General features: G+C 34.4%; 12 protein-coding genes. 3 read left to right on the top strand and 9 right to left on the bottom strand.

Going from position 1 to position 12,781, the window contains the following annotated elements; translation table 11 throughout:
• Positions 1-52 precede the first annotated feature (52 nt).
• The 5 genes from iscX to H7U22_RS05480 all read right to left on the bottom strand — a co-directional run bounded on the left by iscX (position 53) and on the right by H7U22_RS05480 (position 4,463).
• Positions 53-295 carry a Fe-S cluster assembly protein IscX gene (iscX, locus tag H7U22_RS05500; protein WP_187070346.1) on the bottom strand — a complete coding sequence of 81 codons (243 nt, stop codon included), beginning with the start codon at positions 293-295 and terminating at the stop codon, positions 53-55.
• Positions 296-372: 77 nt separating this feature from the next.
• Positions 373-705 (bottom strand): 2Fe-2S iron-sulfur cluster-binding protein, encoded by a 333-nt coding sequence (locus H7U22_RS05495; RefSeq protein ID WP_187070345.1) that lies wholly within the window; start codon positions 703-705, stop codon positions 373-375.
• 40 nt (positions 706-745) lie between these two features.
• Positions 746-1,510, bottom strand: coding sequence for a Rossmann-like and DUF2520 domain-containing protein (locus H7U22_RS05490; RefSeq protein ID WP_187070344.1), 765 nt, complete (start codon positions 1,508-1,510; stop codon positions 746-748).
• A gap of 48 nt (positions 1,511-1,558) precedes the next feature.
• Positions 1,559-4,024 carry a heme lyase CcmF/NrfE family subunit gene (locus tag H7U22_RS05485; protein ID WP_187070343.1) on the bottom strand — a complete coding sequence of 822 codons (2,466 nt, stop codon included), beginning with the start codon at positions 4,022-4,024 and terminating at the stop codon, positions 1,559-1,561.
• 7 nt (positions 4,025-4,031) lie between these two features.
• A complete protein-coding gene (locus tag H7U22_RS05480) occupies positions 4,032-4,463 on the bottom strand; it encodes a cytochrome c maturation protein CcmE domain-containing protein (protein ID WP_187070342.1) in 432 nt (143 codons plus the stop codon).
• A 260-nt stretch (positions 4,464-4,723) separates the two neighbouring features.
• On the opposite strand from H7U22_RS05480, the gene H7U22_RS05475 reads away from it, so the two are divergent.
• The 3 genes from H7U22_RS05475 to H7U22_RS05465 all read left to right on the top strand — a co-directional run bounded on the left by H7U22_RS05475 (position 4,724) and on the right by H7U22_RS05465 (position 8,984).
• Entirely contained in the window at positions 4,724-5,404 is a 681-nt protein-coding gene (locus tag H7U22_RS05475) for a hypothetical protein (protein WP_187070341.1), read from the top strand.
• Positions 5,405-5,455: 51 nt separating this feature from the next.
• Positions 5,456-7,477, top strand: coding sequence for a hypothetical protein (locus H7U22_RS05470; RefSeq protein WP_187070340.1), 2,022 nt, complete (start codon positions 5,456-5,458; stop codon positions 7,475-7,477).
• Positions 7,478-7,577: 100 nt separating this feature from the next.
• Positions 7,578-8,984: a hypothetical protein gene (locus H7U22_RS05465; protein WP_187070339.1), complete on the top strand. Its 1,407-nt coding sequence runs from the start codon at positions 7,578-7,580 to the stop codon at positions 8,982-8,984.
• A 318-nt stretch (positions 8,985-9,302) separates the two neighbouring features.
• Here H7U22_RS05465 and H7U22_RS05460 read toward each other — a convergent pair whose 3' ends face one another.
• The 4 genes from H7U22_RS05460 to H7U22_RS05445 all read right to left on the bottom strand — a co-directional run bounded on the left by H7U22_RS05460 (position 9,303) and on the right by H7U22_RS05445 (position 12,575).
• Complete coding sequence (locus H7U22_RS05460) at positions 9,303-10,724, bottom strand: Glu/Leu/Phe/Val family dehydrogenase (RefSeq protein ID WP_187070338.1); 1,422 nt, start codon at positions 10,722-10,724, stop codon at positions 9,303-9,305.
• Positions 10,725-10,857: 133 nt separating this feature from the next.
• Positions 10,858-11,076 carry a CcmD family protein gene (locus H7U22_RS05455; protein ID WP_187070337.1) on the bottom strand — a complete coding sequence of 73 codons (219 nt, stop codon included), beginning with the start codon at positions 11,074-11,076 and terminating at the stop codon, positions 10,858-10,860.
• A gap of 74 nt (positions 11,077-11,150) precedes the next feature.
• Positions 11,151-11,813, bottom strand: a complete 663-nt coding sequence (gene ccsA, locus H7U22_RS05450) for a cytochrome c biogenesis protein CcsA (protein WP_187070336.1) — start codon at positions 11,811-11,813, stop codon at positions 11,151-11,153.
• Positions 11,814-11,909: 96 nt separating this feature from the next.
• Positions 11,910-12,575, bottom strand: a complete 666-nt coding sequence (locus H7U22_RS05445) for a heme exporter protein CcmB (protein WP_187070520.1) — start codon at positions 12,573-12,575, stop codon at positions 11,910-11,912.
• Between the last annotated feature and the right edge of the window lie 206 nt (positions 12,576-12,781).

Genomic DNA, 12,781 nt, shown 5'->3' with positions numbered 1-12,781 from the left:
TGCAATTGCCATTTTCGACTCGCCTGTAGCTCCCCATTAAGGGGATGGGCGGTTACTGATTATCTCGCCACTCGTAACACCAAGCGGTTTGAATTTGCTCCAAATGACCTTCGCTACTTTCTTCGCGAGTTCCTTTAAAGTTTGGCAATTCCAATACCCATTCTAGCAACTCCGTAAAACGAATTCTATAGATTTTGGTTTCATTGAAATCATCACCAAATTTCTCATATAAAGACATTGCAATATCTTCATAATCGTTCCAATAAAAGGGTAAAGCAAATTTATCGTTATTCATGTTTTGTTAATGTTGTAATTTGTAATAGTTAAAATTTCGATCCAATCTTCCGACTTGCATCTAAAGGCTTTGGACTTTTAGTGACCCATAAAATCTGATTGATCTGGAATAGTTACTTCGATATCGCCGTTAATAACTACACACTGACAGCCTAAGCGAGAAGTAATTCTTGGGCGAACTGCTCTATCGATAAAATCTTCTTCTTTATCAGAAATTTCTTCGATGTTATCCATGCCTTTAGTTACGTAAACGTGGCAAGTACTGCAACCGCAAACTCCACCGCAGTTGTGCTGAAGATCAATTCCGTTATCTAGGCAAACATCTAAAACAGATTCTCCTGCAGCTATAGGTAATTCTATAGATTCGTGATCTGCTTCTTCAAAATTTATTTTTAATTTATAAATGCTCATAATTGTGTTGCAAAAGTAACAAGCAAAAGCGTAAAAAGAACTATTTGTGCGTTAATTTAATGCTCTTACTTAATGTTTGATAAATCTCCTGCAATTCAGGCAGGTCTGCCAACATATTTAAATGCTGATTCATTGTATTTTCATCCTTACGGATGGCTGGTCCAGTCTGCACATTTTCAGGTAAATTTTCCATTACCTTATCTGCGGTTTCAGCAATTAGTGGTCTTATAATCTCAAAATCTAAATTATTTTTTTCTAACAACTGATTCGCAAGTACGTAAAGATGATTGGTAAAGTTGCAAGCAAAAACTGCTGCCAAATGCAAAACCTTACGTTTTTCGCCATCGAGTTCGTAAACCTGGTTGCTTAATTTATTTGCTAATGTTTTTAATCTCTTTAGGTTATCATCCGAATTAGCCTCTAAACAAATTGGGATATTTTTAAATGAAACCGCTTTATTTTTTGAAAAGGTTTGCAGTGGATAAAAAACACCTGCATCTTTCACATTCGAAGATAAAATCTTTAAATCGGTAGTACCTGAAGTATGTACCACTAATCCGCTTACATTTTTTAAACTTTTGGCAACACTTTCAATGGCATCATCCTTCACGGCTATAATATAAAGATCAGCAGTTAAAGAAACTTCATCTAAGTGATCAATAGCAGTAGTTTTTAATTCATTAGCCAAAAGCTTTGCATGTTCTAAATTCTGACTATAAACCTGTACCACATCTTCGCCCACAGCCATTAAAGCTTTAGCTAAATGAGTAGCAACGTTTCCAGAACCTAATAGAACAATTTTCATTTAATAAGTAATTTCATTAAACAGCAATGGTAGTAAAATGCAGTTTTATTATACGGTTTTAGCTTCTTTTCGTCTTCTAAAAATTGAAATCAAGAATCCAACAACCATTACAATTGTTCCGGCCCAATACAAGTTGATGAATGGAAATTCTATGGCTTTAAAAACCACCCAATCTTTAGCTTGCTGAGGTTTTTCAAAGATTTGTAGCTCAACCTTTTTCTCATCAGGAAGTACCTTTGAGAAACGGAATTTCAAATCTACACCTTCTACTTTCCGGGCAAAATCGAACGTATTATTTCCTTTAATTAAGAAAATTGGCTCTGTATTGTAAATTTTGCCGCTTGCATTAATTTCTAATGGTAAACCAACAGCGTAATCGCCTTGCGCTAATACTAAATCTTTAGCAGTCGGGTTTCTATTTAATTCTTTAACCGTTACAATCCCGCTTGAAGTGTGGATGGTATCGCCTGCAGAAACTTTTACAATTCTTGGTTCTTTATAATTTTCATCATCCGAATGACCTTCATGATCACCATGAGATTCTTTTTTTATTGCGGCGCTTGTAATGTGGGTGTACACATCATAAGTTAAATAATGTTTGGTATCAGGTGAAGCTATTAAGCCCATTTTTTCATTATCCTGAACGTGAGGATGTAGGTTAAAATCTTCTTTAACTTTCCCATCTTCACCATAAACCTTAAAGTTTAGCTGATATATCGTGTTCGGAGCGATTGTGGTATCGCTTACATAAGTTACCGTGTACTTACCCATTTTTTTAGGTTCGTTTTTGTATAACATAATGTTCTCGCCAGGTTTCTCCGTTTTCTCGAAATCTTTAACTGGAATAAAATTATTGGTATTAATTGAGATTGGTTTGTTTGTAGCCGCCGAAATTAATGCCCCCAAAATTAAAAAGGCAAAACCAATGTGCGCAATCGCTGAACCAGCCAATTTTGCCTTACCTCCAAATGCTTGATAAAGAACACTGGCATTAGAAAGGACCGCGAACATACAGCTAAAAGTAATTAAAATATACATGGTATTGGTGTAAATACCTGTGATGTAAACCAAGCCCGCTGTGAGTACAACGGAGAAAAGAATTGCAGAAATTAAACTGCTATAGAATTTTCTCGGATCGGTCCTTTTATATTTTAAATATTGAGAAAAGCCAGAAATCAATGTTATTAAAACAGCAAAAGGTGCTTGCCATTGATTATAATATTTTACAGCATCAATTGGCGGAGAAAAATTTGTTCCAAAAGCCCTATTGAAAACCGGAACTGAGGTGGAGAAAATAACCTGAATACAAGCAATGGTTACAACTAATGCACCAATAAACATCCAAAATTCGCGAGAATAAGTTTCCTCATCTTTAGTAGTGATCGGTAATTCTTTCCATCTGACAACGATAAGCACAACTGCCAAAACAGCAAACACAACGTTATAAAGAATTAAGTGGCCAAACATCCCCATATCCGTAAAGGAGTGTACGGATGTGTCGCCAAGAATTCCACTTCTGGTTAAGAAAGAAGCATAAAGTACCAGCAAGAAACTTAAAAACACCAATGCAATTGCAGTAAAATAAGCATGACCAGTGTTTTTATAAGCAATCATTACGTGCACGGCTCCGATTAAAGTAAGCCAAGGAATTAACGATGCGTTTTCTACAGGATCCCAAGCCCAGAAACCACCAAAGTTTAATGCTTCATAAGCCCAGAAAGAGCCCATTATAATTCCTGTTCCTAATACCATAACCGCAAAAAGCGTCCACGGCATGGCAGGCTTAATCCATTCTTTATATCTTTTTTTCCATAAACCAGCTATACCATAAGCAAAAGGCACAACCATACTGGCAAAACCCAAAAACAAGGTTGGCGGGTGAATAACCATCCAATAGTTTTGTAATAATGGATTTAATCCTTTACCATCAGTTATAAACTTGAGGTAATTTTTATAATTTTCTGGATTAGCAAAAACAACTGGCGCCTGTGCTTTTAAATCCATTGCATCTCTCAATAATATAAAAGGAGAACTTCCGATGCGTTCGCCGAAAATCTCTACACCCAACAGCATTGAGGTTAAAAAAACTTGCGAAAAGGCCACTACCGTCATAACAGGACGTTCCCAAGTTTTGGCTTTCCAAATTAAAAGTCCGCCTAAAAACGATTGCCAGAAAGCCCAAAGCCAAAAACTACCTTCTTGACCTTCCCAAAATGCAGATATAATATAATAAACAGGAAGTTGTTTTGAAGAGTGAGATTGAACATAATAATATTCAAAATAATGACCTAAAATTAAATAGAATAAAATGGCTCCGATACCAATTATACTCGCCCAGTTAACTAAGAACCCAATTCTACCAAGGTTTCGCCAAGATTTATCTTCTAAATTTTTATCGCGACTGGCATAAAAATACGCTACTGTTGAAAGCAACGATGCGCAAAACGCCAACACAATAAAAAACTGCCCGATTTTACCCGGCAACAGGTTTTCGCCTACAAATTGAATATCCATTAAATTTTTATATTTTTTTCTCGCCGTCTTTGCTCACTTCTTCCACCTTACCGTTTTTATTTACTTCAACAAGGTTATCATTATATTTTGAAGGGCATTTCATTAGAATTTTTGAGGCGTAAAATTTATCCTTATCCATTTTACCAATAAGAACTAATTTTTCAGATTTTTCAAAATCTTGAGGCTTTGTACCACTATAAACAACTTCGCGAACTTCTCCTTTTTCATCTTTCATGTGGAAAGAGAAGTGATTAGCATCCTTAACAGCATCGTAATAAGTACCTTTTGATTTTTCCCAATAACCCATAACATGCTCTTCTTTATCAGATGCAGAAGCCTGTTTAAAATTAGAGTAAGTATCCGTATTCGCATTTAAGCTGAATAAAATCCCTACAGAAATCGCGATTGTAATCAATCCAATGATGGCACTTTTTTTCATTTCTCTATTGGTGTAAAAGCTGGCAACAAAGATAGAAAAATAGGCTTAGCGATGGTTCTTTTACATTTATCTTGTCTTTATATTGACAATTAGCTGATAGTTTAATATAAATTAAAACCAGTTTTGCAACTATTTGTAATGGTTCTAAGAAAAAGACTTGGATAATTAACAGACAGCTAAAATTGCGCTCATAATTTCTTAAGTTTGAAACATCAGATAATCCTTTTAAAAATTACATTCCGGCACCTAATTTAAAGATTATGAACCTTAAGCAGTTCTATGCAGTTTTACTAATCGTTTTTTTTATTCCACTCCTAAGTTCTTGCTTTCAGGTTATTGAAGAAATTACCATGAAAAATGATGGTACTGGCGATGTGGTTCTAACCATTAATTTAAGTCAGAGCAGAACTAAGGTGGCTTCTGTTATGCTCTTAGATAGCATTCAAGGTTATAAAGTTCCCAGCAAAACAAAAATTCAGCAAGAATTAAATGAAGCTGTGACTTATCTTAAAAAATCTGAGGGAATCTCAAATGTTAAAAGCACTAGTGATTTTACCAATTACATCGCCACGATTAGTTTTTCTTTTAAGGATGTTTCGAACATCAATAACATTACAAAGAACATTTTAGCCCAACAAAAAATCAAGGCAACAAACACCTCATCTTACAGTTATAATAAGTTAACCAAAACATTTAGCCGAAAATATCAGGCAGTTGGCACAGCTAAAACAGAGTTTAACAAACTTAAAAATCAGGATAAAGCCGTCTTTAATACTGCAACATACACCAGCATCTATCGGTTCGAATCTCCTGTAACAAACACCAGCAATCCTGCATCAAACGTATCGAAATCTAAAAAAGCGGTAATGCTAAAAAGCAGTATAATGGATTTAATAAACGGAAAAATTAATGTTTCCAACCAAATACAACTATCTAAATAATTTGAAATCTGCTTATTTAAGCAATTTTCATCACCTTAACATCTACAACTAATGAAAAAAATTCTATTTGCGATCTCCCTATTCTTAATTTTCAATCTTGCCAAAGCTCAAGATTTAGTCAAGAAAATCCCATCCAACGCTTTTGCTGTGGCTACAATTAAAGGCGACAATGTTTTCAAATTAATGTTTGTTAAAGATTTTAATGAATCTTTTTTAGGCAAAAAATTATTAACGGAAACTTCGAAATCTCTTGACAAAGAATTTAAAAGTATTGAAGACTTTGGGATAAACCTGAACAAAAATATGTACTATTTCAATCAGTTAAACGATAGTATAACTTATAACTGCTTTTTGATTCCATTAAAAGATGCTTCAAAATTTGAAGGCTTAATTAATAACAAAAACGAAAAGATTAAAACTGTAAATGGGATAAAAACAATGGTTATGCCTGACAGTACGAGCATTATAAAATGGAATGACAACACACTTTATTTTGTTACCGGAAGCATTAGAAGCACATTCTTTGCAGATTCTACAAAATCTGCTAAGTACGGAATTAAAGAAATTCGCTATCAAAATAATTATGATGATTTAACAGATAGTGCAACTATTGTAACAGATACTACTTATGTAACAACTGCTGAACCTATGGTAGAGGAAGTTGTAGTTCCCGCAGTACAGGAAAAGGTTCAGAAAAAAGTAGGATCAAAAAAATCAACAAAGAAAAAATCTTTAAGTAAAAAAACAGCTATAAAGCCTAAAAAGAGCAAAAAAGCTATAAAGACTAAGAAGATTAAAGTGGAAGAAGCGCCAATTATGGATGAGCCAGCTGAAGGTACCACTATGTCTGTTGATACGGCAAGTGTTGATGATCAATACGACATTTATCAAACAGAAAGAGCAGAACAAGAGGCTAAGAAAAAACAATTGGCTTTTGTGTGGATGAATGCACAGGCCGACAAAATTTTTAATAGCGAATACGAATCCATTTCAAACAATAAATCTTATACCGCCAGTTTGGATGATAAGGCCATTGCAGAGCTTTGGGTATCGAGCCTACAAGATGCATATAATTCGATTGCGCCAGAATTTGGAACTTATGGCAAAGCTGGAATTATGAAAGGTTACGGAAGTTTAAATGCTAAACTTTACATGGATAAAACTAGTTTCCGCATTTCTACAGGTTTGGAATTGGCTCAGGAACAAGCAGATTCTTACAAGAAGATAATGAACAGAAAGTTGAATAAAAACTTTTTGAAATACATAAACAGCGAAAAAGCCATCGGTTTTACAAGCTATTCTATTGACACTAAAGCTTACTTGGAGGAGTTTCCTAAACTTTTAAAACAGACTTACGGCTCTTTTTTAGGTGGTAAAATGGATGAGGAAATTGATTTAGGTACTGATTTATTTACACTTTTGTTAGATGAAGAAGCGGTAAGCAATGTGATTAAAGGTGATGCTCTGTTAGTTGTTAATGGACTTACAACTAAAGATGTTACTTATACCACTTACGATTATGACGATGATTATAATAGAAAGGAAGTTACCAAAACTAAAAAGGAAACTTTGCCTGATTTTCTTTTCATGTTCTCATCAGAGGATAATAGATTGATTAATAAACTAATTAAATACGGCGTAAATAAAAATTATGTTTCGGTTGATCAGAATATTTATAAAATTGAGAAAAAGAAAAGTCCGATTGATATTTACTTCATGATTAAGGATGGCATTGTGTTTTTTGGCAACTCTTTAACCGAAATGCAGAGCATTAGCAATAACCAATACCAAGGGTCGATTAGCAAGGAACATAAAAACCTGTTAAGCAAAAACAATTTTACTTTGCTCTTTAACTCGAAAAACATGGTTGGAAAATTTCCGGTTGATGAAATGGGTGGTGAAGAAAATGCAGAAAAATTGAACAGCACGCTAAGTAAAATGGGAAATCTTTACATTAAATCTAACCCGATAAAAGGCAATGTCGTTTCTGGAGAAATTAGTGCAGAAATTCCCAATGGGCATGAAAATGCTTTAAAGTATCTGTTTTCTTTAATTGAAAACGCGACTAAATAATTAAACTATTAACCACAGATAAAAAGGATAAACACAGATTTGATAGAAAAAATTTCGTGGAGATCTGTGTTTCTGTGGCAAGAAAAGTTAAGAGCACCTGATGAAGAAATTTTTAATAATATCAGCAACAATCGTAGTATTGTTGCTGATCTCCTATTTTGCATTTTTTAAATATCGCGAGATTCAGTCTAACAATGTTTTAATTCCAGCTAATACAAATGCAGTAATTAAAATTAGCGTTGATGGATTGTTTAAAACACTTGCGATAAGTTACCTTAAACACCCAAAAGAATATGCTGGATCGGGCAAAAAAGATTTTAAGCAAAAGATTGAAGATTTAAAAACAGGATTGGAAATCCCTGCAAACATTTATTTTTATGGCTTAAAAGGCAAAGATAAATCGACCTTTTTCTCTACTTTCAAAATAAGTGATTCCGTAGCTTTTCAAAAGTTTGCCGAGAGTAAGCTGTCGTCCAAATTGACCAAAATAGAACATAATTTTTATCAGTCAACAGATTCAACTTTAACTATTCTATTCGATAATAAGAAAGTTGCTTTTGCATTTGCACCAAAAAAGGACGCATCGGTCTCCATTTTAAGGGATCTTTTAAACCAGAAAAATACAGTTAAGATTGGCGAAACTAAGTTTGCAGATTTAACGGATATTTCTGATCACTTATGCTTTCAAAATGAGCAGAGTTTAAGTAAAATGAATTTTACTGATGGAAAAGTCGATTTTACCAGTGAATTTATTAGTAAAATAATTGAGCCGGCATTAAAACCTCAGCACAGAATTTTAAGTTCGGAAAGCACGATAAGTTTTTGGATAAATGCCAAATACAAAGCGGATTCTACCAAGAAAGAACCAGCGATTGAAAGTCCTGCCCTATCTACAAATACATTAAAAAGCTTTTATAAGGATTATATTGATATTGAATGGTTAAGCTCGACAAAGCAGGTAGATACTGTTGTTGGTTATGAATACAATGATAATTTTGAGCGGGTTGAAAAGAAGATTCTTCAGGACAATATGGTTCCGAATATTTCTATAAATATGGATGCCAACGCTACTGAAATGGCTAATTATTTAAAAAAGTATGGCCTTTTAAATTCATCGACAGGCAAAATAAGCGGACCAATAATTCCATTTTCTTCTTTTTATTTTAAGGCCAATCAAAACAATGTACAGCTGAGTACAATTAAAAATAAAAATCTGGAAGTTAAAAAAGAGGCCTCAGATGATTTCTTGTATTTTAAATTGAATTTCGAAAAATTGGGCAAACAACAACCTTTCAATGTGCTGATTAGTCGAATTAATTTGTTTAAAAAATTAGAAATTAGGGGAAGAGCAATAGAAAAAGATAAAATTAAGTTAGAATCTGAATTAACTTTCACAAATGAAAATGCAAATTCGCTGGTACAGATTTTAAATTTAGCACAGAATGGATTAACTACTTTATTAAATTCTAATTTTAATATGGTAATAAAACCACCACTTTCGAGGTAAGTTTAATGGATTCTTTGAGTGGATAATAATAATTGAGAACTCCATGCCTGAAACGATCTTTTGTTAATAAACCTGATATACGCGAAAAGCCACCATTTTCTGGTGCTTGGAGCATTAGCAGGACCGAGCCTCTCCTACAAAGACAGAACCGACCATTTTCAAAATATAAATTACTCACTCAAATATTTGGTGGCTTAATAAGCATTTTTTAATATTGGTTGGTGGATCACCAAATAAGGAAGAAAATAAAAAATCCTTGCAAATTTACATCTGCAAGGATTTTTTGCTTTAAGCTTTAGTCTTACGACTTTCAGCTTACTATGGCCAAACACCTAAGTTCATATAAGAAACGGCGATTTTATCGATTGAATTAACAAATGCTGCAGTTCTCAAAGTTTGAGTTGCTGGCTTATTCATTAACGTTTCGCGAATTTCGTGATAAGAATGGATCATGGTATCTTCCAAACCTGAGTTTACCAATTCCATTTCTGAAGCACCCTTAACAATCATTAAACGATGTTCAGGAAGAATGGTTTTGCCCGTTAAGTTTTCTAAAGTTGCAATTAAATTTGCGTTAGAGTTAGCTGCATAACGGTTTTCCATACGACCAAAAGCTACGTGAGAAAGGTTTTTTAACCATTCGAAATAAGAAACGGTAACCCCACCCGCATTGCAATACATATCTGGAATAATGATTCCGCCCATTTCGGTAAAGATTGCTTCGGCTTCTGGAGTAGTTGGTCCGTTTGCACCTTCAGCAATAATTTTTGCTTTTACATTACGAATATTAAGCTCTGTAAATTGATTTTCTAAAGCAGCTGGAACGATAATATCGCAATCTTGCTCTAAGCCTTCCATTGAATTTTTGAAATCTTTAGCACCTGGGAAACCTAAAATTGAGCCTGTATTTTTACGGTGTGCAAAAACCTCATCAACATTTAAGCCATTAGGATTGTAAATTGCACCTTCAAATTCGCAAAGGCCAACTATGGTTGCACCGAATTCTGCTAAGAATTTTGCCGAATGATAACCTACATTACCTAAACCTTGAACAATTACTCTTTTATCTCCCAAACCAGCTTTTAAGCCAATTTTCGCCATATCTTCAGCAACATCAACACATTCGCGTACGGCATAAGCAACGCCACGACCAGTAGCTTCTTTACGACCGCGGATACCATGTAAAGCAATTGGTTTACCTGTTACGCAACCTAAAGCATCCAACTGACCAGGATTCATAGTCATGTAAGTATCTGCAATCCAGCTCATTTCACGTTCACCAGATCCATAATCAGGAGCAGGAACATCAATACCGGGACCGATAAAATTTTTCTTTATTAATTCTGTCGTATAACGACGAGTGATGGTTTCTAACTCAGCAACACTATATTGTTTCGTGTTGATTTTGATACCGCCTTTTGCACCACCGAAAGGAACGTTTACAATGGCACATTTGTATGTCATTAAGGCTGCAAGCGCCATAACTTCATCCTCGTTAACCATTTCGCTGTAGCGAATACCGCCTTTGGTTGGGCTCATGTGATGCGAGTGTTCTACACGCCAAGCATCAATTACTTCAAAACCGTTTCCTCGGCGAATTGGGAATTGGAAACGATATACACTGTTACACGCTTTAATCTGGTTCAATAAACCATCGGGATGATTGGTGAATTGAGCCGCACTGTCAAAGTTCTTGCATACATCTGCAAAAAACTTGTTCTCGTCTGCTAGATTAGCCATTATTTATTTTTTATGAATTTAGTATGCCGCAAAATTGCCTAAAAAAAACGCATATATCCAAATGAAAAAACACTTAGTGTAAAGCCAACACCAATCTATTTTAAGTATAAAAATAGCTTTAAACAGCCTAAACTTAGTTTTTAGGTAAGTTTTCTTTTTCGATTTTTTTTAATCTTTTATCTAATGAGAATAGATAAGACAGTAAACCGACAAGAATTATAACAATACAGATCACAACAACGTAAATTTTGCCATTACTACGCAACGCATCGGCCATTTCTACACCATTGTTTTGTGCGAATAATTGCATGGTCGCCATTGTTAATATCAGGGAGAAAAGTAACTTTTTCATCTTTATATAATTATTTTAAAGGTCTTGATTTATTCATTTCACTTTGTGATTTTGAAAATCGCGACGGTTTTATTTTAGTTCTGTTGTTGTTTATTTTCGATGGTGCGGATTCTGAAACGGATGGTATAAACCCAAAAACCAATTAAAATCCAACCCAAGCAAGCTGGATAAAAAACCATCCGCATTCTGCTATCCAAATCGTAGCTGTTAAAGCCAGGATTACCACCGTTCCCTGGGTGTAAAGAATCTTTTAGACGTGGTAAAACGAAAAGTAAAACCACCATCATTGGGAAAGCAAAAATATTGTAAATGGCCGAAATCTTTGCTCTTTTCTGTTCTTCATCTATCGCATTGCGAAGAATTAAATAGGCAAAGTAGAGAAGAATTGAAATGGCTGCGAAATTCTGTTTGGGATCAAAACTCCAAAATTGGCCCCAAGTATATTTAGCCCAAATTGCACCGGTAACTAATCCTAAAATTCCAAAAATAATCCCTGCGTTCACACTTTCTACAGCTTTAATATCATCAATTTCACTTTTGCTACTTAATGATTTTATGCTGTAAAATACGGAGATTGAAAAGAGCACAATCATTGCGAACCACATTGGAACATGGAAATACAAATTCCTGATTGTTTCATTTAAAATAGGCAAACGAGGCACACCAAGCAATAATCCTGCTATTGCAGTATAAATGACCAGCACTGAACCTAAAATTTTCCACCAAGTTTTATTCATAATATTTAATTTTGTTCCAAAGGCATCTCTTTGGGAAATGAGTGAGTTAGAAATTCACATTCACTCAATCTATCATTCTATAATTCACTCATTTTATCAATCCCGCCAAAGGTATGGAAATAACAATAAAGAGGTAGCAACCATAATTACATTAACAGCCAAAAGCATTGCAATTTCATCATAACTATTTTCCCATGGCAAACCATCAACCGCATTTTTGGCCAGTTTAATAAGCAAAATAAGCACTGGAATAATAATTGGGAAACTTAAAATTGCCATCAACATTCCGCCGTTTCCAGCTTTGCTGGCAATCGCTGAAACCATGGTAAAAACAGTTGAAAAGCTAATGCTACCGAGTACAACCGCCACGTAATACAATAATAAATCTGGAGGTGTAAATGTATCAAAAACCAAAGCGTAAAAACCCAAAGCTACTGTGGTTAAAACCAACATTAGCAATATGTTATAAACTGTTTTGGAGATTAAAACCGCAGCCGGACTTGCAAGAATGTAACTGTAAAGCTGTTGACCTTTTGTTTCTTGAAGGAAGCTTTTTGAAACACCATTAATGGATGCAAAGAGCATAATAACCCAGAACAGCGCATTCCAAGTCAACTTATCGCCAAGACTTACAAAAGATAAATAACAAGTAAAAATTGTAGATACAACATATAACAAAACACCGTTTATCGTGTATTTTGAGCGCCATTCTAAAAGTACTTCCTTATGGATTAAATATTTAACCTCTTTGGCCAGTTGCATAACCGCAAAGATACTTTTATTGATAAATAATGAGCGCATAAATTGTTGGATTGTTGTAATTTTGTTTAGAGGTTTAGTGCCTGAATATTAGATCCGGAGTACAAGAAAAAAAACTAAATAACCACAGATAAAAAGGATGAACACAGACAAGCTTTTCAGTTGCGTATTAGTTCAAAAACAAGAATCTACATTTTATCTGTGGTAAA

Source organism: Pedobacter fastidiosus (genome assembly GCF_014306625.1).
GTDB classification, from domain to species: Bacteria; Bacteroidota; Bacteroidia; order Sphingobacteriales; family Sphingobacteriaceae; genus Pedobacter; species Pedobacter fastidiosus.
This window is presented reverse-complemented; position numbering and strand designations above follow the sequence as displayed.